We start from the raw sequence: 25,781 nt of genomic DNA, 5'->3' as shown, positions 1-25,781 counted from the left end.
TAGATCGGAGGCGGAGCAGCGATTACGTTGCCCTTTTCTGTCGAGCAATTTTTCGGGGTCTTCGCAAGCTATAACAGAGCGATCTAGCCGGCACAGATCGTTGCTTTGATGATGGGGGGCCTGGCGTTCGCACTAGTATTCGGCAGGTGCAAGCGATCCGATGAGATCATCGCCGGTGTTCTTGCCGCGATGTGGGCGTGGCTCATCTACCATTTGTTGTTTTCGCGCCCACCAACAAATGGCCTATGCATTCGGTGCGCTGTTTGCAGGGTTTGGATACGTTGGTAACATACAGGGTCGAATGACTTTCGGCCGGAGCAACGGTTCGGCCGCGTGGATTGGCATTGCATTCGTTCTCTATGCGGCTGCCATCTACTGGCTTCTTGGAGTGGCGGCCGGTCATGACCTTGCGGAACTGCCTGCGTTCGGTGTAACGCCATGCCCCGTCACGATCTTCACGTTCGGGATGTTGCTGCTCACAATACGGCCGATTCCCCACCTGCTGCTGATTATTCCTATCCTCTGGTCGCTCATCCGCGGCAGCGCGGCAATCCTGCTGCATGTGTCGCAGGACTGGGTGCTGCTCGTGAGGGAATCGTATCAGCCGTTTTGCTCGCTGGCCGCGACCAGAATCTGGCGTCAGCCTCCTCTCGGCGAGGGGTAGGGTTCTGCAATCTTGCTTCAGTGCCCCTCCCTGGCCTGCCTCAAGCTCCGCCAACATCATCAGCGCCTTCATTGCGTCTCTAGTCATCTCAGGATCCCGAGGCGATCTAAATCGGATCCCTCTCACGTGGCACGATCTCCATAAGAGCATGGTTTGATCGAGGTTCGTAGACAGTATGGGTCGTCACCTTCACGTCTCTTTCCGGATGGGTCAGCCGGGCGGTCAGTGTGATCGCCACGATGGCGATGCTGGTGAGCACCACAGACACAACCACCTTCAGGTGCGTTGCCTTATCCGCGGTGTAAATCGAGTGATTCATTGCGGGCCCCTTCGTCGAGCCAAATGCGTGCTGGGCGAAATCGTTCTAGGCCATCGGCCCGGCGGCAAAAATGTGGGAGCTTCACCTAAGGAAGTATCCATAGGCCAGGAAAGGAGGGGGCACGGCTGAGGCTGAGCTTGAGGCACCTCAAATTGCATCCGATCCCAGATCAGTAGGCTCTTCAGCGTCGGTCCTCTGATCACTGGGGCGGTATCCTATGTCACGCAGCACGTTTTGCCGATATCTAAGGTGGATAAGCTTCTCCGTGTGGGATCTGGCGTTTGCCGTCGGATCCGGGGCCTGTTCGGGCGACGATCTCTACAGAGAACAACGCGAGACGTCCTCGATGACAAGCCTTGCTCCCCTCGTAAAACGCATCTCTCCGGCTGTGGTAGGGATACGCGGCTGGGGCGTGCCGTCAGAGCCGCGCATATTCGATCCGGAAGCTGGAGTTCCAGATCCTCCCTTGCTTCGAGAATGGCAGGGAGCCGGCGTCATCGTGGATGCCTTGGCGGGCCTGATCGTCACCGCAAATCACCTGGTTGCAAACGCGACGGTCGTTAAAGCGCTGCTCTGGGATGGGCGAGCGCTGAGCGCAGCCGTGCTGGTCCGATCCGAGCGAGATGACGTTGCGCTGCTCCGGATAGAAGCCGATGACCTTCACGCGCTGACTCTGGAGAAACCCGGCGCACTTGACGTCGGAGAGCCGGTCTTGGCCGTTGCGAATCCCCAGAATTGGGGGCAGAGCGTGACATCAGGGATCGTTTCAGCGTTGCATCGGTCGTGTCCAGGCATCGCCAATGGCGATCTGGTTCAATCAGATGTACTCGTGGACCAGGGGAGCTCGGGAGGCGCGTTGGTGAATCTAGAGGGTAGGATGATCGGAGTGATCGTCGCGCGAAGAGGCGGCTTTGCTTTTGCGGCACCGGTGGAAGCAGTCGAAAGGCTCTTTGTGGCTGCCCAATAGGAAGTGAGTGCTTCTCAGAATCATCGCGAGAGCCGTCACGTCGAAGAGTTGCTGCTGTTTCTTGGGCCCGTCGCAATCGCGCTGAAGGGCACCATGAAGCCAATGCATTCAGTGAAGAGCGCGTTTGCGTCCGGAGTAGGTCGGCGATCAACCCGACCAGGGCCGTGACGAGGAGTATCGCAACCAAGGTCTGAATTAAGTCGAAGTTCAACGCGTCGCGCGCAACGAACAGCGCCGTGAGCGGCGCTTTGCGATGACAATTATTATGGGACCATCCCGTCCAAGCATGATTGCCCCGATCTGCGGATTCTCAGCCCGCCGCCTTCATATCTTGCGGGGACTCCACATAATAACCGGAGTAGGTATCAACGCACCAGAGATGATCGTGAACTTCCTTGACGCCATTGGTGTTCTCGGCGGCGATGATCGTCGCTCGCCGCGCCTCATCGGTCATGATGAGGCCGTGGTGACCTCCCGCGTCATGACGTCCTCGACGTTTCCGGCGCGCTCGTGAATGAACTCCGCGGCCGCCCGCCGTGGTCCCATAAAGAAGGTCAACCAAGCCGCGTGGCGGCCGCCAGTTCCGATCTCGCTGCGGCGGAGAAAATCGCTCTCCGAGACGGCGCCGACGAGACTGCCAGCATCGTCGATGACAGGGAGCCCGCCGATATGCATCCGAAGCATATGAATTGCGTGCATTATGTGCCGTCGGAGAACAGAGTGGGAGTTTGGGTCCTGCGTCGGCGGGAGGCTACGACTACTGCAGCGTCCCGCCGGCGAAGGTCGTCAGGCCGCTTTCACGTTGATCGTCTTGGCTGGCTTTTGCGCTTCTTCCGTCTTCGGGAGCGTGACCTTGAGCACGCCGTTCTTGAAGGTGGCCTCGATCTTGTCGGCGTTGACGCCGTCCGGCAGGGTAAAATAGCGCTCGAAAGTGCCGTAGCGGCGCTCGGAGACGTGGTAGTCCTTTTTCTTTTCCTCGGTCTCTTCTCGCTTCTCGCCCTTGATAGTAAGGGCGCCGTTTGCGACCGTGATGTTAATGTTCTTTTCGTCGAGGCCAGGCAGCTCAGCCGTGATTTCGTACGCCTTGTCGCTTTCGGCGACGTCGACGGCCGGCGCAGAGATCGACTTGGAAAGCTCGCGTTCGATCCGCGCGAGCGATCGGAATGGTCGATTCCAGAAGCCGCTGCCGAAATCGTCGAAGATCTGGTCGATTTCGTTTCTCAATGCTTGAAACGGCCGCCACGTCTCAGCAGCGGTCGCGGGCGTAGTGGACGATTTTGTGACGGGCAATTTTGTCTCGGTTACCATGATCATGTCTCCTTCGAGGTCTGACCGTCTCGGTCGCCGGGAAGAATAGTCTTGGCCATCGAGCCGGGCTTGATTTCGCTCAACTCGAAAAGGATGTCTCGCAGCTCTTCTGATCTGGGAGGCGATGAAAAGGGGTGCGAGTGTGTGCCTGTCCGATGCGGTGCGAGCTCGTTGACCAGAGCTCATCCGGGCAAATGAGGCAGGAAGACAGACGCTGCTCGACGTCGGGCGCACATCGGCTATGCTTCCGTTTCTCTTGGCACCCAACGGTCCCCAAGTTTCACGTAGGAGCGCTTCACGGCCGCCCAAGCCGTTCGATTTGCGATCTCTTCCCGCCGTTGGTCCCCGAGATACGAGATATAGGAGTGGTTGAAGGCTTCCCGGTAGATGTTCAGGGCATGAGGCGGCAAGTGGTGTCGTACGCCCGAGGGAAGGTCTTCGTTTGACCGATAAGGCATCCCTGCTTCCTGTGCCAGGATCTCCCCGGGCCCGAGATTGGCGATGGGCTCCTGGAGTTCGCGGCTCTGCAGCTACATCGCCATGTCGGGCTCGCGCATCCCGTCGCGCTTTGGCTCAGAGACTTCCGTCATTGTCGCCTCCGTCAGAAGAAGCACGCTTGCGACCGAAACCGCGTTTTCAAGCGCGGTCCGCACGACCTTCACCGGGTCGACGATGCCCGCCTCCACGAGGTCGACATAGACCTTCCGGGCCGCATCGAAGCCAAAATTGCCTTCGCTGTCGACCATTCGTGCAACCACGACGCCACCGTCGGCCGCGGAATTTTCGGCGATCTGCCGGGCTGGGGCTTCGAGCGCGCGCCTCAGGATCTGTACGCCCGTTCGTTCGTCGCCCTCGCAAGCGGCCTCTTCTTTGGCCACAGCCGCGACAGCCCGAAGCAGTGCAAGACCGCCGCCCGGCACAATGCCTTCCGCGACCGCAGCCTTCGTCGAGCTGATGGCATCATCCAGCGCTTCCTTCTTCGCTTTCATCTCGGCTTCGGTCGGTGCTCCCACCCGGATCACGGCGATGCCGCCCGACAGCCTGGCGAGGCGTTCCTCGAGCTTCTCGCGATCGTAGTCGCTGGTCGTCTTTTCGATCTCGACCCGAATTTGCGCCAGCCGAGCGTCGATCCGGCCGCGATCGCCACCGCTGCCGATCAGCGTGGTACTCTCCTTGTCGGCGACTACGCGCGCGGCGCGACCGAGGTGTTGCAGAGTGGCGCTTTCCAGCTTCAGGCCGATCTCTTCCGAGATCACCTGCGCTCCCGTGAGTATTGCAATGTCCTCCAGCATGGCCTTGCGTCGATCGCCGAAGCCGGGGGCCTTGACGGCGCAGGCTTTAAGCACGCCGCGAAGTTGATTGACGATGAGAGTGGCCAGGGCTTCTCCCTCGATATCCTCGGCGATGATCAGAAGCGGGCGGCCGCTTTTTGCGACCTGCTCGAGCAGAGAAACCAGATCCCGTAGAGCGCCAATCTTATGATCGCATAGCAGCACGTAGGGGTCCTGCAGTACTGCTTCCATCCGGTCAGCATCCGTAACGAAATAGGGCGACAGGAAGCCGCGATCGAATTTCATTCCTTCGACGACGTCCAGAAGGGTCTCGGTGGTTTTGGATTCCTCGACCGATATCACGCCTTCGCCGCCGACCTTCTCGATAGCATCTGCCACCAGTTCGCCGATGGAAAGGTCGTTGTGCGCTGAAATCGTGGCGACCTGTACCTTTTCCGCCCTGGTCTTCACCGGCTTCGCCATGGCGTGCAAAGCGGAGATGGCGGCCTGCGTCCCGCGATCGAGGCCGCGCTTCAGGTCGATCGCGCTCGCGCCGGCAACGACGTTACGAACCCCGTCCGAAAGGATGGCGTGAGCGAGGATGGTCGAAGTGCTGGTGCCGTCGCCGACGACGTCGCCAGTCTTCTCGGCTGCCTGCCGCAGCACCTGAGCACCAAGGTTCTCTTCCGCGTCCTTTAGGTCGAATTCCTTCGCAATGGTAACGCCATCGTTGCAAACAATGGGCATCCCCCACGACTTCTGTATCAGAACGGATTTTGACTTCGGGCCCAGAGTGACGCGCACGGCGTCTGCGAGCAGCGATGCGCCGCGCAAGACTTTTTCACGCGCCGCTGAGTGAAACAGGACTTGCTTGTGCGCCATTTGAATGCCTCAGGTTTGCTGCCGTTGCCAATGCGGGCTGGGCACCAGCTTGTGCGATTGCGCTAAAGTAATTAAGCGATCGTTGGCGGCTGGCGATGTTGACCTGAATCAAGCGAAGTGCGCCGTCCAGGGTTACCATTCATATCACAGCCGGCGTCAATGGGAGGAGCAATTGGGGCCCGATCAAGTGTCGCGAAAGCAGGCTATAGCGATGGGCATCATTTTCGCGGGCGGCATGCTGCTCGTGATCGTGCAGTTCATTCTGTCGGCGTACAATTCAATCGAAACCATTGCCTACAGCCAGTTCGAGCAGTTACTCGCGCAAGATAAGGTCGCCGAAGTCTCCGTGGGACCCGATACGATAACTGGAAGATTGAAAGAACCTCTTCCCAGTGGAAAATCCGCGTTCGTTACAGCGCGGGTCGACATGGCATTGGGCGAAAGGCTCGCAGCCAAAGGCGTGAGCGTTACTGGCGTTCCCGGAAATGGCGCACTGCAGACATTGCTGTCTTGGATATTCCCGGTCGTCGTCTTCTTTGTGATCTGGCTTTGGATAGGTCGCAGTGTGGCCGGCCGTCAGGGATTCGGTGGGCTGATGGCCATCGGAAAATCCCGGGCAAAGGTCTATGTCGAGAAGGATATCAAGGTCACCTTCGCGGACGTGGCCGGCGTGGAGGAGGCGAAGTTCGAGCTCCAGGAAGTGGTTTCGTTCCTTAAAGATCCCGGTGGCTACGGCCGGTTGGGAGCGCATGTGCCGAAGGGGATTTTGTTGGTGGGCCCGCCGGGGACGGGGAAGACCCTGCTTGCCCGCGCCGTGGCGGGCGAGGCCGGAGTGCCATTCTTCTCGATCTCGGGCTCGGAGTTCGTCGAGATGTTTGTTGGGGTTGGTGCTGCGCGCGTTCGGGACTTGTTTGAGCAGGCCCGTAAAGCGGCACCTTGCATCATTTTCGTCGACGAACTCGACGCGCTGGGACGCAGCCGCGGGCCGATGTCGTTCGGGAGCCACGACGAGAAGGAGCAGACCCTCAATCAGCTGTTGTCCGAGCTCGACGGTTTCGACCCGAGCGTCGGCGTCATTTTGCTGGCTGCGACCAACCGTCCCGAGATTCTGGATCCCGCGCTGCTGCGGGCGGGGAGGTTCGATCGACAGGTTCTCGTTGACCGTCCTGACAAGGTCGGGCGCGTTGCCATTCTCAAGGTGCACGTCCGCAAGATCTGTATGGGCAAGGATGTCGACCTGGACAAGGTGGCGGGTCTTACGACCGGGTTCACGGGTGCTGACCTCGCAAATCTCATCAACGAGGCCGCGATCTCTGCCACGAGACGGTGCGGCACGGAGGTCACGTTCACCGATTTTGTTGCGGCCATCGAACGGATCGTGGCCGGGATCGAGAAGAAGAGCAGGGTGCTCAACAAGGACGAAAGGCGCAGGGTTGCCTATCACGAGATGGGCCACGCCCTCGTTGCGGCGAGCCTGCCCGGCGTCGACCCTGTACAGAAGGTATCGATCATTCCGCGCGGGATCGGTGCACTGGGGTACACAATCCAGCGCCCGACCGAGGACAGGTTCTTACTTACCGTTGAGGAGCTAAAGAACCGCATTGCTGTGCTGATGGGAGGGCGCGCGTCGGAGCGCATGATCTTCGAAGGTTCCATTTCGACCGGCGCGGCCGATGATCTTCAACGTGCGACCGAAGTCGCGATGGAGATGGTGACCAAGTACGGCATGGATGAGACAGTGGGGCAGCGCACCTACGCCCCCAAGCCGCAAGCCTTCCTCGCTGCGGCGCAGGATGCGGTCCTTGCGGCCGCGGAAGAGACAGGCCGCGAGATCGATCTCGCCGTGCGTAACTTGATCGAGGAGGGCGATCGTCGCGCCAGGGAAATCCTAAAACGACAACGCACCGAGCTCGAAGCCGGTGTCGAACTGCTCATCGCAAATGAAACGGTAACGTCGGACCAGTTTGCTCCGCTGCGCGGCACGTGCAGCAAGGAAAGAGAGCCGGTCGCCGCATGATTGCCGCGTGAATCGGCCCTTGAGCCGAGTTCGGAGTAGCTTGAGTTCAGCCCGCGGGGCGCACTAGCGGTTCCCGACGGTTCGCTGGCGCCTCCTGACGAACGACGATGTCGTGCCACAGCCTTGCGATGCTCGCTTGCGTTTCGATAGTTAGGAAACAGTGACCTTCGTTGTCGAAGTCACAAAAGCGAGCGCCTGGATCACCGCGCAGTTCAGCAAGGGCGGCGTTGATGGCATCGAGGCCGGTCATCACCTGCTCGATGCTCTCTAGCTTGGCGTTGTGCAGGACATCCATCAGCCGGAAGCTCTTGAGGGGTGGGTTTCCAAAGGCGATGCCCGGCTGCCTGAACTCGAATAGGACGCTGAGCGCGACAGGCATTCCTCGCAATTGGCCGAATATCGCTGCGATTTCGTCCTCACTGCAGATAGCTGGATGGGCGGAGCGTTGAGGCGACGAAGCGGGAGCTCGCGGCGCCAGGCGGAGGTCGGCAATGACCTCATGTTCAATCCACCGTCGTACCTCAATGGGTGCATTGCAAATCTGATCTGCGGTCAACGTAATTCCGATCATGGCGATGCCTCCTATTTCTCAGCATAGGACGTCGCCTGGATACGATGTTGATGCCGATCAAGCAGAGGAAATGGTGACGCCAAGCGCGGTGCCGTCAACGGCGCGCTGAATGTTTCAGTAGGCCGAGCGCAAAGACAGGAATGAGGAGCACTAAAGGCCGCCCGATTTTATTTTATCGCGCAGGCGATGACAGAGGTCCTCCAGAAGGGTCTGAAGATTTTCGATGTTAACCAGCAGCTTGTCCGCTTGTTGGCGCTCCTCCGTCCCGAATGCGAAGCTCTCACGCAGGTTCTTGACATGGTTCAAGCGTCTGCGTCCCTCCACAGCTCTACGTTCGGCGAAGTCGAGATGCTCCAGATCGTGACTGAGCTTGTCTTCTTCCGAGATCAGCATCTTAGTGATCGCGGTTCGGCTGTGAGGCGCTAGCTCGCTGCCATTCAACAGCGCGAGGTAACGGTCGACATTCGCTCGCGCAACATACCGATACATGACGCTAATCTCTAGAGCCGTTAAATGATACCACTCAAAGATGGTACGGTGAAGATGGCGGCTCCGCCCCGCTTAAAAGGTGTCATGGTAGTGGAGCGACTGCAGTCACGAAAAGTGATGGTCCTGAACTGCTTTGGGCGAGGAAGCTAGTGGCCGGCGCGGAGACGCTTTGCCGCCCAAAGACCGGCATGAACCAGCATCCCGCCAACGTGCGGTCCGCTGAAAGCAATGAGATTGCTGTCGTGCAGAGCGACGATGAAAATGGATCACCCGACTCATGACCTTGCTAGCCGATCCGTGCGCGTCCTCCAGATGGTCGACGGTCGGACTTTTAAGGTGGCACCCAAGATGGCTGGACGGATGGTGCAGTCTGGCGATCGTCTTCCACGATATCCGCAGCCACCAAAATCTCCAGGAGCGAACGCCCGAAGCGGATTTTGTAGCTGTCATACCGTGACGCGATGTTGCGTCCAAAGATATAGCGGCTCGACCAGATGCTTCCCGCAACAATGATGACGACGCTCCTGAGTTGATTTCGATCAAGCCCGGACGGATTTTGGCGGGCTCTACTATGATGCGCCGGTGCATCATGCGACGGCACGCGGTAGTTTCTTTCGCCCCCAAGGGAGCCGGATATGCAAGCCCGAGACGTGATGGTTCGTGGGATTATCTCGGTTGGCCCCGATATCCCAGTTCAAATCGCGGCCAATGCGATGGTCAGCAACTGCGTCAGCGCGCTCCCGGTCATCGATATCCACGCCAAGCTGGTCGGCATCGTCTCAGAAGGCGATTTGATCCGACGCGTCGAGATCGGCACCGAACGACCCTGCTCCCCCCTAGGGAGCGAGGCATTCACGTCAAGCGACGCCTTGGCGAAGGAGTTCGTCAAGTCGCATGCCAAGCGAGTTAGCGATGTGATGACGCGGGAGGTAATAACGGCGCAGCCGGAAACACCGTTGCGGGAAATCGTGAACCTGATGGAGAAACACAGCATCAAGCGGGTTCCGATCGTTCAGGACAGATTGGTGGTCGGTATCGTCAGTCGTGCGAACCTGTTGCAAGTCTTGGCCCGAGATACCAACAATGCGAATTGGGCTGAGAGCGATCGCATGTTGCATCAACGGATCGTCGACAGCATCAAGAACCAGCCGTGGGCGGGTAGGCCCTTCAATATCATCGTTGAGAATCGCCGCGCCGATCTCTGGGGATTTGTCTACAGTGCGGTTGAGAAGACCGCCGTTCGCGTTGCGGCCGAGGCGACGCCAGGAATCGAGTCTGTCTCGGATCATTTGGGCATCGCGCCTCAGCCTTCAATTGAAAATGAAGGCTATACTTGTCTGAAAACCTAGAAAAGCACAGGGTTTGATGGCCGGTTTTCTGAGGTGGTTGATAATTGCCAGTGTTGTCGGCGACCGGTCAACGCTTCGAGCAGGTCGCCAGGAGTGGCTCCAGTGACGGGAACTCTGGGGGCGGATTGCGGGCGGCGCGGGGAATGAAATCGAAGGTCTTTCGCCAGCGCTGTGATTCTTGCTTCAAATCTCAACCAAAGGAGCTCGACGCCGATGGCATACGAGCAACTGTCATCCCTTGGTTGATCAACAGCCTCATCGGCGGGCCGCGTCTTATCGTTTCCCGCTCTAGCGCGTTGCTTCAGTGGGTCACTTCTTCTGAGTTCCTCCGATCGGCGCAAAAACTTGATTGGCGGGTGGCTGCTGGTCGGTCGGCACCCGGATGAAGATGAAACTGCGCTCGAGCGAGGTGTGGCAGGTATTGCAGCCGTCGGTTAGTGCACGCACGGAGGCGGCGAACTTGCGCTCATCTCCCACTTGGACCGCATCTGCGATTGCGAGCAGCGGTTCCTTCATCGTGGTGATGTTGCTCACTGGAATGCCTGGATAGAATACGGCAGCTTCGGCCAGACTGTCGGTCAGCTGGCGCAACTCATAAGCCGCGAGATCCCAGTTCTTTGCTCTCCCGGCAAACCACAATTTTAAGTGCTGGAGCTGTGCCGCGCTCATGATCTCGACCAATCGAGGAGCATATTGCCTAACATTTGGGGATGGCTGAAAGTCCGATTGGGCAATCGCGGCTGTGGCCGCGCCCGACCAGATTGCAAGGACCGCGCACCAATTTCGTAGCGTCATCCAACCCGCTCCTATCGATTGGCAATTCAGATAACAGGGGCCGCAAGGCTACCCTTTGCGCTGAGTCAAACAAATTTCCCGGGCGCGCTGCCCCGGAGCGTTAGGTCGAAAAGATCCAAGGCGCGCCTGCAGCAAATTCCGATCGCGCGAGAACCTTGCTTACTCGCCCTGAACATGGTCCGGAATTAAGTTGTGGTCAGCGCGGACGCGCTGCCAAAGCCGGCTCGCCGCTCGTAAGGCCAACTGCCAGCCCCTCGTGTTGAATTCTTCCCACCGCCCGATCTTCCGGCTCTACCCGCGCATCACGGTCATAAGTACATCGTCCGGCAACGGCGGCTGCACGCCTTTCGCTTCACTCGACGGCGCGCGCATCCAATGTGGACGGGCTGAGCAAACGACGTGGAGGGCCACAACTTCGGGTCGCGATTGTTGATTTGCGTCAACGCACCCACCGCGGGCCAGGGGACACTTGCGTCGATAATCTTCAGCTAAACCTCAAATCGGGGAGAGAAGCTCATGAGCATGCGGAGTGCACCCCTCCTTTACTCCATATTTGCGTTGATCAGTCTTGCGGGATCCGCAGCTGCTGATCCTGTGGGTCGGTATGCATGTAATACCATCGGGACCGCCACTCCTGAACCGGTAGGCGATCGCGACGGACATACGGTTGTAGCTAATCAGTTCACCTGTGTCGGCATGGACGGCCTTCTTAAGGGGGCCATCTACACCGCAGTAAATGTCACCGAGTTCGATGGTCCGAAAGGGAAGTACTTGCTAGCCGGCGGAGTTCATCGCGGGCAGGGTGGGCTTGTCGTCACCCAGGCCCTGGAAGGTGTTACGATCTTCAACATGAAGGATGGTAAGCCTGGCTCGTTCGAAGGAACAGGCAAGGCAGCAGTCAAGTTCGCTTCTGGCCCGTTCGCTCAGCTTTCTGGAAAGACACTCAATCTGACGGTCAAGCAGACTGGCTTGAACCGCTGGGACTTGGAGTTCTTTGAGTAATAAGGTTGTCTTGGAAGGTCGCTAGAATTTGGCGGCCTTCTCTAGTTCCAAGGCAGCCTTTCTAAGAGTTTTGGATGACTTGTCAGCTCCGCAGACAGCCGGGTGGCAGCACTAAATCCACCTGCGGCAGCGAATCTATCTCCGTCTACACTGATAAGGGCTCTGCAACAGGAGCGTCGCCGGGTGAGCTGCCTCCGTGATACGACGGCAGGCACATGGAGCTCGGCCGCGGAGCGGTGGGCCATCGCTTTCTCGGAAGATGCCAGACAGGATTGAACTGTTGCAACAATCCCATGGAGGGTTGAGTTTATTAGTTTTTTTCGGCCCGGCGGTCTGTTTTTGTGTGGCACCCTTGAGAGGCACCCCACCCGCAACGTTTAGCAAATTCATTGCAGGCTCACCAAGGAGGAGATCGTATAGTCAGACGGTGAATGGGCTCCCCCTTCGAAGGTCGCTGCGTTCTATAGCGGTGCCAACGATGCCACTGGCGGAGAGAGTGGGACTCCCTTCCCCTAGGCCGGCGGATTTCGCGCAATTGCGCGTACCTGAACGGCCGTGACCCGCGGAAGCTTCCTCTTATCCAACGGAAGGCGGAGCTCAAGAAGAGCGATATGATGCCGCTGCGCGGTCCGCCACCGCACAACGGATTTCTCGTCCCGCCATCCGGAGAGCGACAAGAGCCAGCCCGGCCGGGTGAGGCTCTTGTAGCGGACGTTCTCGATGAAGCCGTCGCCTTCACGGCTTCGTTCGCCAGATGCACCTGCACGCGTTAGCCGTCGAACTTGATTTCGTGAATCCATCGCGCCGGACGGCACCTTCTCGATCGGTGATGCCAAGGCCGGTTCTACGAAGCCGGGGAACGGCGCCTTGCGCCGACCGCCGCCGGTTTACGTCGCTCAGACGCCACGCAATGAACTCCAACGCTACAACCGGTGGACTCAAAGTCGGGACCGCAGGATTCCTTTCCGGAACCCGCGAATCCTTGCGGCGTTGGATCGCCATCAGTTCGCAAGAGGAGGAGCCGATGGCGGCAGCGAAGAAGAAGACCGCGCGTGGACCCAAGCAGGACCGGGCACGCGTCGCCAAGGGACAGGACTACGAAGTCCGCTACGAAGCGAAGAAGACCGGCCGCTCCGCATCGGCCGTGAAGAAGGCCGTCAAGAAGGTCGGCAACAGCCGCAAGCGGGTAGAGAAGCGTCTCGGCCGTTAGGCCGCCTCAGATCCGGCCGGAGAACCGTGTGAATGCGGTCAGCCTCTGAACGGCCTCGACGTCCTGCATGTAGATCTCGGTCCGCAGAAACGTGATCTCGTCGTCCAGGCCGCTCTCGTCGACGTCTATGAACCAGGACTTGGTCTCCCGTCGCTTCCGTCGTTCCAAGGATAGCCCCTTCGCTTCAGCGAGTCCTTGAGCTCGAACGCGGTCTGCTCCGCCCAGATCCGCATCGTCGGCTTGCGGGCGGTCTCGAGCAGGAGCGCCAGTGCCGGCGAGCCCGTCGTCGGCAGCACACAAAGTCTCCACGAGGTTATCCGAATTTCAAGCGGTTCACGGGCTTTTCGAATGAATCCGCCGGGTTCGCTCCGCCTGCGGGTGGTGGAAGGCCCCTCCAGAGGCAGCGGACAAATTGTGCTCCGGGCGGATGCAGTCTGTCTGAGGCGATGGCAGTCCTGCGCGCGCTGCGGGGAACGGCTGCAACATCGCCTCGTTGGCCGAAATGGGGCGCAAGTTGAGGAGCCGACACGATGCTGGAAACAAACGATCTGCTGGTCAAGTGTCCGAGGTGCGGAGCGTGGCCGATGGCCGTCAGTTCGGGGAAGGACACCTTCGGCCAGCGCGAGATAACTTTCAAATGTCCGAAGTGCGGCAGCGAGGAACAGAGCCGGCTCGGCCATGCGGCTCTCCCGCAGGTCTCTGACGCGGCGTGAGTGGGCTCTCTGGTTGGTTCCTCGGAACGCATGCCCGTCGCGCGACTTGATTAGGAATTACCGGAGAGTGGAGGACAACCATGAAGCTGATTCTTGCCGCCGTGTGCCTGCTTGCTCTTGCCTCGGTCTCGCCCGCGGAAGCGAAAGGCTGCATCAAGGGCGCCATCGTCGGCGGCGTCGCCGGCCACATGGCGGGTCATGGTAAGCTTGGCGCCGCAGCGGGATGCGCGATTGGACATCATGAGGCCAACAAGCAAAAGAACCCGAACGATTCCAATGCCCAGGCGCCCTCGGGACAGAAGTAACGAGCGCTGGACTGAATGCCAGGGAGCGCCTGATGAAGATCCGCTCCCACTCCGAGAGCCACGTCGTCGAGCTCGAGGACGGCGCTGGCAGATCTTCCCGGGCGATCTCGACCGGACGCTCGACTGGAAACCAGAAACCGAACTGACAGTCGTCGAAGCCGAGGACGAGATTGCCACGCACGAACTGCTGGGCGGCGGCAGGGTGCGCGTGTTGGCGCACCGGACCAAGAACAATCTTGCGATTCTCGGGGGCATGATCCGGCTGGAGGCGCGGCACGCCAGCCCCGAACTCGCGGCCGCGCTGGAGGCCACCGCCCGGAGGCTGCAGGTCATGGCGGAGGTCTACGGTCAAGCAGGACTCCCGCTCGGTCAACATGCGGTACTTCCTGAACGATGTTGTCGAGAAGGTCTTCCAGTCTCTGGCGCCATCCGGACCTGTGGCCTTCAAGGTGATTTGTGCCGACTTCTCCTTGCCGCACAATCACGCCTTGGCGATTGGCATCATCGCCAATGAGCTGGTCACCAACGCCCTCAAGTACGCTTTTCCGAACGAGACTGCGGGTCACGTCGTCGTCGAACTCTCGAAAGCCGACGGCATCGAACTCTTGGTCTCCGACAATGGAGTCGGGCTTTCGGGTCCTGGCGAACCGCGAGGGCTTGGCTCGCGTATCGTCCAGCTTCTCACGCAACAGCTCGAGGGGGAGATCACCTATGAACGGCTCGACCCCGGCCTGCGGGTCCGTGTTCGGGCAAAGCCCCGCTAATTGCGGGCGTCTTCCGATCCACGCAGGCGCTCGACGAGGGTCGCCAGAGCTACCGTGCTCTACTAAACCGACATCGGCATCGGCGCGGAGCTCAACGGTTGGGCGTTCGCCATAAGGGTCGGGGAGATCAATCCCGATTTTCCGGTGGGCCACTCGCAGAATTGGAAGTCGCAAAGGGGTTCCGAACAGCGTCCCCGCCGAAAAGCCGTACGCGCGGGGCAACTCGTCACGGCCATTTCCCAGCTTCTGAACACGGGCTCAACGCCCGCCTAGATTGAAAGGCTGTGCTGCTTCAGAGGAGCGTTATGACGGCGACCACCGCGATCAGACCGGCTGCGGTCACACACCAAACGGACAGTTCAAGGAATCGCATCCAGCGCCCGGACCGAACGTCCTGCCCGCGCGGACGCTATACCCGCTGGCCGTGCCGAGGAACCGAAACTCCTTCCTTCATGAATTCAGGACAGGGGCTGCAACGCGGGGCAGCAGCAATGTCCACCTATGCCGATAGGCGACATGGTTCTCACGGTCGCAGTCATGACCATCGCCTTCCTGGGCGAGGTCGCGGTGTTCGCACTGCTCGGGATCTTCTAAGCGCGGACGCGCCACTGGCGCTTATGTGTCAGCGCACCATCTCATGGTGCGGGCAGTCATGAACCCGAGGAGGAGGCAATGCCGGCGGTCGCAAACTGCTCGCGCAGAAGCAGCAGCTAATGGAGCGGCTCGAGAGCGATCCGGGACCCAACGAGCGCCAGGAAATCGAGACGCTCCTCGCCAAAATCGAGACCGCGCTGAAGCTGCTGGACTCCGCCGCTCCGATTCAGGTCAGCGACTAGCGAGCACTCTTTTCGCGGCCATAAGCGCCGCAAGAGGCAGCATCGCAAAGCAGCATGGGGGGCGGAGCCCGGAGTGCCTAGGAGTCCGGGACGCCGCAACCGCAACGGCACTGGAGCGCGAGCTCATGCCGCTCGGTACAAAACCAACTCTACACCCCCCTGGCGCGGTTCATCTTGAGCCAGCTCAACTTCGCGTGGCTGAACCGGGCACGCTCGACCTTCAATCTATGAGCACACGGCTTGGAACTCGCTGGCTCATGGCTGGATGAGTGCGGTTCTTGGCCTCGAGCCATTCGCGCGTGCGGCCGACGAGGTAGCGGCGATCCCGGCGCTTGGAGATGATGCCCTCGAGGCGGAGGTCGCGGGCCGCGCGAAACAGGTTGGGTCGGATCGCACCTCTCTCGAACGGCCCGATGAACATGCCGTCAGGGCGGCCGCGCAGCAGCCGGGCGAGGTTGGTCTTGCGCATCTCCAGGGGCAGCTGGCGCTGATCCTCGCCGCCGAGCGCCAGGATGTCACGGGACGCTGAGCGTCACCGATGGTGTCCATACCGCCAATATCGGGCTGCTCGGTCAGTACACCTCAGATGACTTCGAGCTCTCAAGCGACGGAGCTGGTGGCAAACTGATCAACTTGCACGGGTAATCGGCGGGCGAGCGAAAGGGGCGGAGGATGCCGGCGTCACGCGCGACCGTCACATTGATGCTCGAGCAGACTACGGAAGCTGTCGAGTGTCTTGATCATTGCGGGGCCAGCGGCGACCATTGCCTCTTGACTCGCCCACTTACCGATGAGGCAGAAGGTTTGCATCAGCAGAGGCTGCCAAGCCGTGCCCAGGTCATTTCTAATTTTCGGAGGCGAGTAGCGCCTGCCGCCAATTGCGTAACGAGTACTAACCGCGTTAGGGCGTGGACTACAGCGATCCGGACGCTCCGGTGGTGGCGCGGAATAGGTCCGGTTACCCAATGAATGAATCGAAGAGGGCGCCGGAGGCAGGGCTAGTCCAAGCTTGACGAAAAAAAAGATCGCAGCTTCGAAAGAGCTGGGATCTTTTCGCACAGCCGCGGGCGGGCAGGGGAGCTCCCTTTTGCGGGCGTCAAACGAGCATACGCTGACTGAGGGTTGGGTTCACGCCTCGAGCGCCGCCGGCTGTTAACCTGCACTAAAGAACACGAATTTTGGGCAGCGTGGAACCAGCCTGCGAAGAGTTTGCGGCGCGATAGAGCGCGTGTCACCAGTGCTCGTAGAAGTGGCGCCGATGGCCCCAACCGCCGCGCCAATGCGGACCTGCGTATGCATACGCATGCGGTGCGGCATACATGCGCGGTGCCGCGTAGACCGGGTACTCTTCAACGACAACCGCGGGCGGCGGCGCCACAATCACAGGGCGGCGAACCACCACGGTTTCGGAAACCACCGGAGCTGGTTCTTCGACAACAACGGCGGGCGGAGCGCGATATTCGTACGCGCGCGAATAGTGTTCGCTGTAAGGCGTCACGGGCATATCGGCGGCTATTGCGGGGGAGGCAAGAGCGAGTGCACTCGCTGCTCCCAGGATTGCGCTACGCATTTGTATCTCCTTCTTTTTGGGTTCTTACTAAACGCTGAGAAACCTCGTTAGGTTCATGAACGGGAGTTCAAGTGACTGACCAACGCTGAGCACCCCTCGCTTGTGGAAGGATGCCAAGAAGGCCGACCCCATGCCTGGCAAGCTGGAGCTCCGGATCTGCGTCGTGATGAATATGCCTGTCCCTAGGGAACTCCAGGCCTCCCAACTTTCCCAGACTGCCGGGAATTCGCTCCAAAGGAACGGTTAACAGCGCGGGCCTGAACTCCTGATGAACAGTTGGAGCACGCCGAACCGCGCGAAACCAATTTGCCCGTATTCGTCAAATTGGGAAGTTGCTCGTGCCGCGCGCGACCGAACTGCGTCATCCGGTCGCCGCCGGTCGCGCCGACCTTGCTAACCCGGAACGTTGCGTGCTTGTCGATTTAGTCTGGACAAATTGCAGATGCATCAATCGGCTGGTGGCGTCGTCGATAAAGACGAGCAGGGTGCATTGCGGGCCGCGGTTCTCAAACCACCAGTGTTCGGAGCCGTCGATCTGGACCAACTCACCAACGCAATCGCGGCGATGCCGCGGCTGGTGCACCGGCTTCAACCGTTGGCGGCGGTCCTTCCAAATCCCGTCCATCAGCATCCAGCGCCGCACCGTCTCAACGCCGAGATGCAAACCATGCCGCTCCGCCAGCTTCTCTGCAGCAAGCGTCGGACCAAAATCCACGTAGTGAGCTTGATCAGCGCCAGTGCCTCGCTCCGTACGATCGCCGGATAGGCTCGATTGCTCGGCTTGCCGCGCTTCTTCGACAGCAGTGCCGCAGGAGCTCCGATCCGATAGGCCTTCAGCAGCAGGAACGCCTGTCGCGATGTTACCTGAAGCAGTTGCGCCTCTCGCACTGTAATCCGTTCCGCCACGACATCCCGCAACACATACACCCGTCGATCTCAGCCCGGCTCATCGACAGCACCGTCATCACTCAAAACCCCCAGGCCCGATGATTTAGACAAGTCCGAGCGTGACATCTCTAATGGGGAGGATGTGACCTTTCTAATGAGCGTCTACACGAACGATTCGCATAACCTTCATTATGGAATATCCGAAGTTGAGTTTGCATCAAGATCGTTGTTGCGAAAAGCCCGTCTGGTTACTTACTGAGCTAGAGGGATTCCACGTATGGCCTTAGCACGTCAACCGTCTCAATCAGCTCCGCAGCTTCCATTGACTGAAGCGGCTCCTTCGCCGCGGACTCAAAGTTCTATCCCATCGAACGAGACTTTCCCGGGCGCAATTGGTCAGGCCACGTCGAACTTGACGCCTTGCGCCAGCGGGAGCGTACGACCGTAATTGATGGTGTTGGTGACACGCCGCATATACGTTTTCCACGCGTCGGATCCGGACTCGCGCCCGCCGCCGGTCTCCTTCTCACCGCCGAAGGCGCCACCAATCTCCGCCCCGGATGGGCCGATATTGACGTTGACAATGCCGCAGTCGGAGCCGCGGGCCGACAAGAAGGTTTCCGCTTCGCGTAGGTCGTTGGTGAAGATCGATGACGACAACCCTTGCGGAACGGCATTGTGCAGCTCAAGCACGGAATCGAAATCATCATATTTCATCACGTAGAGGATTGGCGCAAAAGTCTCGTGCTCTACCGGTCCGGTCTGTGCCGGGATCTCGACCAGCGCCGGGCGGACATAGTAGGCATCAGCCATGCCTTCGATGGCAACCCGCTCGCCTCCCTGAACCTGCCCTCCGGCAGCGGTCGCAGCCTCGAGCGCACTCTGCATCGCGCGATAGGCCGCGCCATCGATCAGCGGACCTACCAGGTTACCGCCTTCCAGCGGAGAGCCGACGGTGACGGAGGCATAGGCCTGTTTCAGCCGCGGCACAAAGCTGTCGTAGACGCTCTCGTGGACGAACAGGCGCCGCAACGTGGTGCAGCGCTGTCCCGCCGTTCCCATCGCGGCAAAGGCAACGCCACGCAGCGTGAGGTCGAGATCGGCCGTCGGCGCGACGATCGCCGCATTGTTGCCGCCGAGCTCAAGCAGCGCCCGGGCGAACCGACTGGCGAGCCGCGGACCGACCGCGCGTCCCATCGCTGTGGAGCCGGTGGCCGAGACCAGCGGCACCTTCGCATGGTCCACGAGCACCTCGCCGATCGCACGACCACCGAACAGCACTGCCGCAAGTCCCTGCGGCGCGCCTCCGCCAGCCTCATTGAAGCGTTTGAGCGCTCGCTCGAACAGAGCATGTGTCGCAAGCGCGGTCAGCGGCGTCTTCTCCGAGGGCTTCCAGACCAGGCTGTTGCCGCACACCAGCGCCAGGGCTGCGTTCCAGGCCCACACCGCGACCGGAAAATTGAACGCAGAGATGATGCCCACGACGCCAAGCGGATGCCAGTTTTCCATCATGCGGTGCTCGCCGCGCTCGGTCGCGATCGTCAGGCCGTAGAGCTGCCGTGACAGGCCCACCGCGAAATCGCAGATGTCGATCATCTCCTGAACCTCGCCGAGGCCTTCAGAAACGATCTTGCCGACCTCGATCGACACCAGTCGGCCCAAAGCCTCCTTGCTGGTACGTAGCTCCTCGCCGAAGAGGCGCACTAGCTCCCCTCGCTTGGGTGGCGGTATCAGCCGCCAGCCAAGGTAGGCCGCGTGCGCCTGATCGATCACGTCGGCGGCTTCGGCTGCACTGATCTCCGCGACGCGGCCGATAATCCCGCCGGTGATCGGCGTGTGAACGACGATGGCGCCCTCCGCGTAGTCGGAGCGCTTGACGCCGAGCGCAGCGAGAAGCCTGTCGACTTCGCCGGAAAGATCTGCATTGGCAGCATGCATGTGCGGTGCGGATTTGATGGACATGTTGGTTTTCCAAATGTTGGAGTCAATCTTAGTTGCGTTGCCGGCTCGCTCGCCCGTCCCGCAAGGCCGGCACGCAATGCGCTCCCAGGAAAGCCATGGCAGTATCCATCTCACGCAGGACCATGCGCAGGATGGCTTCGGCGCCCGCCTCTCCCCCGGATGCAAGCCCCCAAAGCGGCAAGCGGCCGAGAAGCACAGCTTCCGCGCCCAGCGCTAGATACTTCAGGACGTCGGTGCCGCGCCGGACGCCGCTGTCGGCCAGAATCGTCAGGCGACCCTTCACGGCGCCGACAATCGCCGGCATGCAGTCCGCAGGAACCGGCAAACAGTCGAGATTGCGCCCGCCATGGGCCGATACCACGATGCCGTCGGCGCCGATCTCGACTGCCCTTTCGGCATCCTCCACCGCAAGCACGCCCTTGATGGTGAGCTTGCCCCTCCAGATCTCGCGTAGCCAGCGCATGTCGTCCCAGTTGAGCCGAGGCTCGAGCCGGACCGCCTCGGCGATGCTCGCGCGCGTGATGGCGGTGCGAAATGCGTCTGGATAGTGGCCGTAGGTCGGCATTCCCTCGCCAATGAGATAGCGCGCGAGAACTCCGAACAGCCAGCTTGGATGCAGTGCCACGTCGATCATGCTGCGCAGATGCGGCTTGAAGGGAATGCCGAAACCGTTGCGTTCATTATACTCCCGCTTGGGCGAGACCGGAGTATCGACCGTGACGAGCAGGTTGTCGCAGCCGCAGGCGCTCGCACGCTCCAGCAGGCGCGCGGTCAGGGCGCGATCGCGCCAAACATAGAGCTGGAACCAGAGCAGCGCATCCGGCGCGCCGCGCCGGATTGTCTCCACGGTTGTCACCGATTGCGTCGAGATGCAGACGGGGATGCCGACGCGCGATGCCGCGCGGGCAAGCTTCGTCTCTCCATCGTGCGAAACAAGACCGGCGAGCGCCGTTGGCGCGACAACGAGGGGCGCGGCGATCCTTCGATTGAACAGCACCGTGTCGAGATCGCGCCTTTCTTGTCCCGCCAGTACCGCGGGGAGCAAGGTAATGGCGTCAAGCGAGGCCCGCAGGCGCGTCAATGCCGTTTCGTCCTCCGAGCCGCGATCAATGTACTCGAACAAGCCGCGCGGGAGGAACCGTCGCGCGCGGCGGCGATAGTCGCTGGCATTGAGGAACATCGGCATCGGCGTTTCAGGCCGCGTAGCGTTTGAACTTGGACTTCGAGATCGACGTCGCGGCGACGTGAACATGCTGAACGAGCTCGGCCTCCACACGCTCCGTGGTCCAGCGCGTGGTGGGTACGGAGATGTTGACCGCGGCGATGGCCCGTCCGTGCTCGTCGATGATCGGAGCCGCAACGGAAATATCGCCCATGACGCTTTGGTTGGTCTGGATCGAATAGCCGCGCTTGGCGGCGAGGTGCACCTGCTTCATGAGCTTATCCGGATCCGTAATTGTGTAAGGAGTGAGTGGCTCAAGGCGCGTACGCTTCAAGAGCTCCTGTTGCTCTGCCCCAGGAAGGGCCGCCAGGATGGCTATGCCGGAAGCCGTGAAGTACGCCGGCAGACGGCTTCCGATCACGAAGTCGATATGGATCAGGTGCTGGCCGGGAAAGCGCGCCACGAACACGACCTCGTGGCCGTCGAGCTCATGCAGGTTGCAGGTCTCGCCAAGATTGCGGCTCATATCGAGAAGATAGGGCGAGGCCTTGTCGAAGAGCTCATTGGCCTTGAGATAGCTGTGGGAGAACTGCAGCACTTTCGACGTCAGCCCGTAGTCGCGCGTGCCCTCGATCCGCTTGAGATAGCCGAGCGATTCCAGCGTGTAGACCACGCGCTGCGTGGCGCTGCGATCGAGACCGGCAGCCCGCGCGATATCGGCAAGTGTCATGAAGCGTCGCGGTCCATCGAAGGCATGCAGGACCTGGAACGCCTTCTCGGTCGAGCCGACGAACAGGGACGAGCGTCCTGGCTCTGCACCTTTGGCGACACGCGTCGCAGCACGAGCTTTTGCCGGGCTCTTGGCCTTGCCGGACTTCTCGGAGCCACCCTGGCCACCACGCGCCATGTCGCTATCTCCCATCATGCAACGTTCTCGGAAACCGCCAACTGCTTGCCGAATTCGGCGCGGAGATCGGATACCAGCGCCGGCATCGGTTGGACCAGGGGTGCCAGCATGCGCGGTGCGTCGACGCCAATCATGTCCATCACCGCCTTCATCGGCCCAGGATTGGTTTCGGCAAACGCCATGTTCATGAGCGGGATCAGGCGACGATGCAGACTCAATGCCTCCGCGGTTCGCCCGGCAATCGCCGTCTCGTAGATTTGCCGCCAGGCGCGCGGCAGCAGGCACGCGGTCACGATGATGCCGCCCCTCGCGCCGGCCGCCAGATGCAGTGGAAACAGGCTGTCTTCCCCGCTCAGCACCGCAAAGCTGTCATCGACGCCGGCGATCACTTGGAGGAAATGATACATGTCGAGATTGCAGGCTTTCATCCCGATGATGTTGGGATGTCGCGAGAGCTCATGCAGGATCTTCGGTTCGATTGCGATGCGGGTACGGTAGGGGATTTCATAGATCAGGACAGGCACCGGCGAGGCGTCAGCGTAGCGCAGGAAATAGTCGCGAATGCCGAGCTGAGTCGGGTTGGTGTAATATGGCGTGAGAACCAGGAGGCCGTCCACGCCCACGGCGGCGAATTCCCTGCCCGCGGCAAGCGCGTCGTGAAATCCGGTGTCCAGCACGCCCGCGATCACCGGACCTCTGCCGTTCATGGCCTTCACGGAAAGGCCCGCCATCTTGATGCGCTCGGCACGTGCCAGAGCGCCGTACTCGCCGGTGCCGCCGAGCGGCACCACGCCGTCGATACCCTGCTTGTTGAGCCAGGCGAATAGCGCCGAAACGGCGGCGGCATCGACGGTGTCGTCTGTCTTGACCGGGGTCGGAATGGCGGGGAACAGGCCGCGAAGTCGGGAAGCAGCGAGCATGTGAGAGAACCTCTATTCCAGAGTGGAACGGCTATCGTGCGGCAGCGCGCCGACGCAGGCGTTCGGCAGTGAATATCAAGAGCCCCATGAAGATGAACAGGCAGGTCGAGACGGCAGCGATCACGGGCGAGACCTGGAGCGTCACCTCGTCCCAGAACTGCTTCGGCAGCGTGGCATTGAGACCGCCGGTCGCAAACAGCGCGATAGTCAGCTCGTCGAAGGAGGTGGCGAATGCAAACAGGAACGACGACATCATGCCCGCGCCGAGGATCGGAAAGGTGATGTGGCGCAGCGTGGCGAACGGCCGCGCACCGAGGCTCGAGGCGGCATGATCGAGTCGCGTATCGTAGTTGCGCAGCACGGCCATCATGGTCATCACGACATAGGGCACCGCGACGACGGTGTGGCCGAGGATCAGCCCGAAGGCACTGCCGACGAGGCCGATATTCGCGAACATATAGAAAAGACCGACCGCGATGATCATGCGCGGCACGACGATCGGCGACAGGATGAAGGCTAGCCAGGCCCCCTTCCCCGGAACGTTGCTGCGCACGAGCAGGAACGCCGCCGGCGTGCCGATCAGCATCGCAAGCAGGCCTGTGCCGATGCCGACCATCAGCGAACGCAGCAGCGCTTGCGTCCACACTGTCGAAGCCAGCACTGTCTCGTACCAATGCAGCGTGAAGCCCTGGGGTGGCCAGTTGAGGCCGCCTTTGCCGAAGGACAGCGGGATCATCAGGATCGTCGGCAGACTGATGACGAGGACCATGGTCCAGGCGAAAACCTGCAAGCCGAGGCCCGGCTGATCCGGATTGCGGTCTCGCTTGCGCGACGGCACAAGCGAGATGACGGCGTCCGAAATCGCGCCGAGCATCGTCAGGAGCGCGTCGCCGGCTTTCGCGAACGGCCCCGCGAGGTGCGACGGCTTGGACTTGCGTGCCGATGCGGCGCCCGGCATCATCGACAGGCCGAGCAGCCGATCATAGGCGGCAAAGACGATCAGCACGGCACACAGCAACAGCACCGAGATCGCGCCGGCAAAGCCCCAGTTCATGGTCTGCTGGATCTGATCGATGATGAGCTGCGTGATCATGGTCTCGCGCCGGCCGCCGAGCAGCGCCGGCACGATGAAGAAGCCGATCGCGGTGACGAACACCATGATGCCGGCCGCCGCCACGCCGGGCAGCGACAGCGGAAAGTAGATTTTCCAGAACGCCATGCCGGGCCTAGCGCCGAGCGTTGCCGCTGCGCGCGGCAGATTGCGATCGATGTTCTCCATGACTGAGAGCATGGTCAGCACGGCGAGCGGCAGCAGCGCATTTACCATGCCGACCAGCACGCTGCCAAAATTATAGAGCAGGCTTGCCGGACTCGAAATGATGCCGAGCGACAACAACAGCTTGTTGATGACGCCGTTACGGCCGAGCAGCACGATCCAGGCGAAGGCGCGCACGAGAAAGCTGGTCCAGAACGACAATAGGACCCAGAACAGCAGCGTCGCCTTGCGCTCCTTGCCGACCATCGAGATCAGGTAGGCGATGGGATAGCCAGTGACGACGCAGACCAGCGTCGTGACCAGCGAAATCTTCAAGGTGATGAGAAGAACGTCGACATAGACCGAGGAGGCGAAGAGCTGGCGATACTGCGCCAGCGTGAAGCCCCTGTCGTCGTGGATGCTGAGCAGCAGCAGTTGGCCGACTGGATAGACCAGGAACAGCACGAGCAGCAGCGCGAGCGGGCCGCCCATGGCGGCCCAGCTCCAGATCTGCCTCTGCGGCAGCGCGCGCTGCTTGGCCGGCCCCATTCAATGCCCTCCGCCGTCCCGGATCGCGACCGCATCCGCCGGGTTCCAGCCGAGCGAAACGAGCTGCCCGATCTCATGGGGCGGAGATCCCGAGCGGGTTGGATAGGCCGCGACGAGCTGCGGCATGCCCGAGGTCTCCGGCGCGATGTAGAGCCGCGTCAGGCTGCCGCTGATCATCACGTCGACCAGCCGGCCGGTGAGCCCGCCGCTATCCGCGGCGACGGTCCCGACATGCAGGTTCTGCGGCCGGACCATGATCTTGATGGGCTCGCCGGCAGTGAATCTGGAGCCATTGCCGACAGCACGCGAGGGCGCGGCCTGGTCGGCCAGCACGATGCCGAGTCCTTCCGCATCGACGTCGCGCACGGTGGCGCTGAGCAGGTTCGACTCGCCGAGAAAGTCTGCGACGAACACCGAACGCGGACGGAAGTAGAGATCCCCCGGCGTGCCGAGCTGCTCGATCGCGCCCGCATTCATCAGGCAAATGCGATCCGACATTGTCATCGCCTCTTCCTGATCGTGGGTAACGTAGATGATGGTGGTGCGAAGCTCGCGATGGATGCGCTTGATCTCGAGCTGCATCTGGTCGCGCAGCTTCTTGTCGAGCGCGCCCAGCGGCTCATCCATCAGGATGATCGCGGGCCGGTAGACGATGCAGCGCGCGAGCGCAATGCGCTGCTGCTGGCCCCCGGAGAGCTCGCGCGGATAGCGTTTTGCAACATGCGGCAGCCGCACCGTCTCCAGCGCTTCCATGGTGCGCCGGCGCGCCTCGGCTTCGCTCACCTTTCGCATCTTCAGGGGAAAGGCGATGTTGTCTTCGACGGTCATGTGAGGAAACAGCGCGTAGTTCTGGAACACCACGCCGATGTCACGCGCATAGGCGGGGCTGTGCGTCACCTCGGCATCGTCGACGAGGATCTGGCCCTCATCGGGATGCGCGAGCCCGGCGATCAAGCTAAGCAGCGTCGTCTTGCCCGAGCCGGAGGGGCCGAGCAGCGTGAGAAATTCGCCCTTGGCGACGTCGAGACTGGTCGGCGCCAGGGCGACGAAGTCGCCATAGCGCTTGGACAGTCCTAGGATGCGCAGGCTCGACGAGACCATGGGCT

Annotated in this window: 28 protein-coding genes and 2 pseudogenes; 10 read left to right on the top strand and 20 right to left on the bottom strand. The window is 60.9% G+C overall.

What is annotated here, in order from left to right:
- Positions 1–238 precede the first annotated feature (238 nt).
- Complete coding sequence (locus tag ACRQ5Q_RS41435; protein ID WP_439400078.1) at positions 239–664, top strand: DUF6064 family protein; 426 nt, start codon at positions 239–241, stop codon at positions 662–664.
- Between the two features lie 106 nt (positions 665–770).
- Here the strand turns inward: ACRQ5Q_RS41435 and ACRQ5Q_RS41430 are convergent, their stop codons facing one another.
- Positions 771–983, bottom strand: coding sequence for a hypothetical protein (locus ACRQ5Q_RS41430; RefSeq protein WP_439400077.1), 213 nt, complete (start codon positions 981–983; stop codon positions 771–773).
- Positions 984–1,200: 217 nt separating this feature from the next.
- On the opposite strand from ACRQ5Q_RS41430, the gene ACRQ5Q_RS41425 reads away from it, so the two are divergent.
- Entirely contained in the window at positions 1,201–1,950 is a 750-nt protein-coding gene (locus ACRQ5Q_RS41425) for a trypsin-like peptidase domain-containing protein (protein WP_439400076.1), read from the top strand.
- A 310-nt stretch (positions 1,951–2,260) separates the two neighbouring features.
- On the opposite strand, the gene ACRQ5Q_RS41420 is transcribed toward ACRQ5Q_RS41425, so the two are convergent.
- The 5 genes from ACRQ5Q_RS41420 to groL form a co-directional block, all read right to left on the bottom strand.
- A complete protein-coding gene (locus ACRQ5Q_RS41420) occupies positions 2,261–2,404 on the bottom strand; it encodes a BON domain-containing protein (protein ID WP_439400075.1) in 144 nt (47 codons plus the stop codon).
- Complete coding sequence (locus ACRQ5Q_RS41415; protein WP_439400074.1) at positions 2,401–2,634, bottom strand: CBS domain-containing protein; 234 nt, start codon at positions 2,632–2,634, stop codon at positions 2,401–2,403. The genes ACRQ5Q_RS41420 and ACRQ5Q_RS41415 overlap by 4 nt, the downstream gene beginning before the upstream one ends.
- Before the next feature lie 102 nt (positions 2,635–2,736).
- The gene (locus ACRQ5Q_RS41410; protein ID WP_439400509.1) at positions 2,737–3,258 is read right to left on the bottom strand and encodes an Hsp20/alpha crystallin family protein; all 522 of its coding nucleotides are present in this window, start codon (positions 3,256–3,258) and stop codon (positions 2,737–2,739) included.
- 239 nt (positions 3,259–3,497) lie between these two features.
- Positions 3,498–3,716 (bottom strand): ChaB family protein, encoded by a 219-nt coding sequence (locus tag ACRQ5Q_RS41405; RefSeq protein ID WP_439400073.1) that lies wholly within the window; start codon positions 3,714–3,716, stop codon positions 3,498–3,500.
- 72 nt (positions 3,717–3,788) lie between these two features.
- Positions 3,789–5,411, bottom strand: a complete 1,623-nt coding sequence (groL, locus tag ACRQ5Q_RS41400; RefSeq protein ID WP_439400072.1) for a chaperonin GroEL — start codon at positions 5,409–5,411, stop codon at positions 3,789–3,791.
- Between the two features lie 211 nt (positions 5,412–5,622).
- Here groL and ftsH point away from each other — a divergent pair, with 211 nt between their 5' ends.
- Positions 5,623–7,428 carry an ATP-dependent zinc metalloprotease FtsH gene (gene ftsH, locus ACRQ5Q_RS41395; RefSeq protein WP_439400071.1) on the top strand — a complete coding sequence of 602 codons (1,806 nt, stop codon included), beginning with the start codon at positions 5,623–5,625 and terminating at the stop codon, positions 7,426–7,428.
- Positions 7,429–7,474: 46 nt separating this feature from the next.
- Here ftsH and ACRQ5Q_RS41390 read toward each other — a convergent pair whose 3' ends face one another.
- Together ACRQ5Q_RS41390 and ACRQ5Q_RS41385 are read right to left on the bottom strand one after the other, a co-directional pair.
- On the bottom strand, positions 7,475–7,999 hold the full coding sequence (locus ACRQ5Q_RS41390; RefSeq protein ID WP_439400070.1) for a hypothetical protein: 525 nt from the start codon (positions 7,997–7,999) through the stop codon (positions 7,475–7,477).
- Between the two features lie 150 nt (positions 8,000–8,149).
- Entirely contained in the window at positions 8,150–8,488 is a 339-nt protein-coding gene (locus tag ACRQ5Q_RS41385) for a hypothetical protein (RefSeq protein WP_439400069.1), read from the bottom strand.
- Between the two features lie 635 nt (positions 8,489–9,123).
- On the opposite strand from ACRQ5Q_RS41385, the gene ACRQ5Q_RS41380 reads away from it, so the two are divergent.
- Positions 9,124–9,837, top strand: a complete 714-nt coding sequence (locus tag ACRQ5Q_RS41380; protein WP_439400068.1) for a CBS domain-containing protein — start codon at positions 9,124–9,126, stop codon at positions 9,835–9,837.
- A 309-nt stretch (positions 9,838–10,146) separates the two neighbouring features.
- On the opposite strand, the gene ACRQ5Q_RS41375 is transcribed toward ACRQ5Q_RS41380, so the two are convergent.
- Positions 10,147–10,506, bottom strand: a complete 360-nt coding sequence (locus tag ACRQ5Q_RS41375; protein WP_439400067.1) for a hypothetical protein — start codon at positions 10,504–10,506, stop codon at positions 10,147–10,149.
- 642 nt (positions 10,507–11,148) lie between these two features.
- On the opposite strand from ACRQ5Q_RS41375, the gene ACRQ5Q_RS41370 reads away from it, so the two are divergent.
- Positions 11,149–11,634 (top strand): hypothetical protein, encoded by a 486-nt coding sequence (locus ACRQ5Q_RS41370; protein WP_439400066.1) that lies wholly within the window; start codon positions 11,149–11,151, stop codon positions 11,632–11,634.
- A gap of 772 nt (positions 11,635–12,406) precedes the next feature.
- On the opposite strand, the pseudogene ACRQ5Q_RS41365 reads toward ACRQ5Q_RS41370, so the two are convergent.
- Positions 12,407–12,541 (bottom strand): annotated as a pseudogene (locus ACRQ5Q_RS41365) (DNA ligase); the annotation flags it as partial.
- Positions 12,542–12,658: 117 nt separating this feature from the next.
- Between ACRQ5Q_RS41365 and ACRQ5Q_RS41360 the strand changes: the two are divergent.
- Positions 12,659–12,844, top strand: a complete 186-nt coding sequence (locus ACRQ5Q_RS41360) for a DUF3606 domain-containing protein (protein ID WP_439400065.1) — start codon at positions 12,659–12,661, stop codon at positions 12,842–12,844.
- Positions 12,845–12,850: 6 nt separating this feature from the next.
- Here ACRQ5Q_RS41360 and ACRQ5Q_RS41355 read toward each other — a convergent pair.
- Positions 12,851–13,137: pseudogene (locus ACRQ5Q_RS41355) on the bottom strand (3'-5' exonuclease); the annotation flags it as partial.
- Positions 13,138–13,428: 291 nt separating this feature from the next.
- Here ACRQ5Q_RS41355 and ACRQ5Q_RS41350 point away from each other — a divergent pair.
- The 4 genes from ACRQ5Q_RS41350 to ACRQ5Q_RS41335 all read left to right on the top strand — a co-directional run bounded on the left by ACRQ5Q_RS41350 (position 13,429) and on the right by ACRQ5Q_RS41335 (position 15,462).
- Positions 13,429–13,557 carry a hypothetical protein gene (locus tag ACRQ5Q_RS41350; protein ID WP_439400064.1) on the top strand — a complete coding sequence of 43 codons (129 nt, stop codon included), beginning with the start codon at positions 13,429–13,431 and terminating at the stop codon, positions 13,555–13,557.
- 80 nt (positions 13,558–13,637) lie between these two features.
- On the top strand, positions 13,638–13,862 hold the full coding sequence (locus tag ACRQ5Q_RS41345) for a hypothetical protein (RefSeq protein ID WP_439400063.1): 225 nt from the start codon (positions 13,638–13,640) through the stop codon (positions 13,860–13,862).
- A gap of 374 nt (positions 13,863–14,236) precedes the next feature.
- Positions 14,237–14,626 carry a sensor histidine kinase gene (locus ACRQ5Q_RS41340; protein ID WP_439400062.1) on the top strand — a complete coding sequence of 130 codons (390 nt, stop codon included), beginning with the start codon at positions 14,237–14,239 and terminating at the stop codon, positions 14,624–14,626.
- A gap of 713 nt (positions 14,627–15,339) precedes the next feature.
- Entirely contained in the window at positions 15,340–15,462 is a 123-nt protein-coding gene (locus ACRQ5Q_RS41335; protein WP_439400061.1) for a hypothetical protein, read from the top strand.
- A 220-nt stretch (positions 15,463–15,682) separates the two neighbouring features.
- Here ACRQ5Q_RS41335 and ACRQ5Q_RS41330 read toward each other — a convergent pair whose 3' ends face one another.
- The 9 genes from ACRQ5Q_RS41330 to ACRQ5Q_RS41290 all read right to left on the bottom strand — a co-directional run bounded on the left by ACRQ5Q_RS41330 (position 15,683) and on the right by ACRQ5Q_RS41290 (position 25,776).
- Complete coding sequence (locus tag ACRQ5Q_RS41330; RefSeq protein WP_439400060.1) at positions 15,683–15,931, bottom strand: hypothetical protein; 249 nt, start codon at positions 15,929–15,931, stop codon at positions 15,683–15,685.
- Positions 15,932–16,693: 762 nt separating this feature from the next.
- Entirely contained in the window at positions 16,694–17,032 is a 339-nt protein-coding gene (locus ACRQ5Q_RS41325) for a hypothetical protein (protein ID WP_439400059.1), read from the bottom strand.
- A 361-nt stretch (positions 17,033–17,393) separates the two neighbouring features.
- Positions 17,394–17,747, bottom strand: a complete 354-nt coding sequence (locus ACRQ5Q_RS41320; protein WP_439400058.1) for a hypothetical protein — start codon at positions 17,745–17,747, stop codon at positions 17,394–17,396.
- A 569-nt stretch (positions 17,748–18,316) separates the two neighbouring features.
- On the bottom strand, positions 18,317–19,858 hold the full coding sequence (amaB, locus tag ACRQ5Q_RS41315) for an L-piperidine-6-carboxylate dehydrogenase (protein WP_439400508.1): 1,542 nt from the start codon (positions 19,856–19,858) through the stop codon (positions 18,317–18,319).
- A gap of 52 nt (positions 19,859–19,910) precedes the next feature.
- Entirely contained in the window at positions 19,911–21,068 is a 1,158-nt protein-coding gene (locus ACRQ5Q_RS41310; protein WP_439400057.1) for an alpha-hydroxy acid oxidase, read from the bottom strand.
- A 7-nt stretch (positions 21,069–21,075) separates the two neighbouring features.
- The gene (locus ACRQ5Q_RS41305; RefSeq protein ID WP_439400056.1) at positions 21,076–21,969 is read right to left on the bottom strand and encodes an IclR family transcriptional regulator; all 894 of its coding nucleotides are present in this window, start codon (positions 21,967–21,969) and stop codon (positions 21,076–21,078) included.
- Positions 21,966–22,871, bottom strand: a complete 906-nt coding sequence (dapA, locus tag ACRQ5Q_RS41300; RefSeq protein WP_439400055.1) for a 4-hydroxy-tetrahydrodipicolinate synthase — start codon at positions 22,869–22,871, stop codon at positions 21,966–21,968. The genes ACRQ5Q_RS41305 and dapA overlap by 4 nt, the downstream gene beginning before the upstream one ends.
- Positions 22,872–22,902: 31 nt before the next feature.
- Positions 22,903–24,675 (bottom strand): ABC transporter permease subunit, encoded by a 1,773-nt coding sequence (locus tag ACRQ5Q_RS41295; RefSeq protein WP_439400054.1) that lies wholly within the window; start codon positions 24,673–24,675, stop codon positions 22,903–22,905.
- The gene (locus ACRQ5Q_RS41290; RefSeq protein ID WP_439400053.1) at positions 24,676–25,776 is read right to left on the bottom strand and encodes an ABC transporter ATP-binding protein; all 1,101 of its coding nucleotides are present in this window, start codon (positions 25,774–25,776) and stop codon (positions 24,676–24,678) included.
- Positions 25,777–25,781 lie beyond the last annotated feature (5 nt).

It is taken from the genome of Bradyrhizobium sp. PMVTL-01 (genome assembly GCF_051861855.1).
GTDB lineage: Bacteria > Pseudomonadota > Alphaproteobacteria > Rhizobiales > Xanthobacteraceae > Bradyrhizobium.
This window is presented reverse-complemented; position numbering and strand designations above follow the sequence as displayed.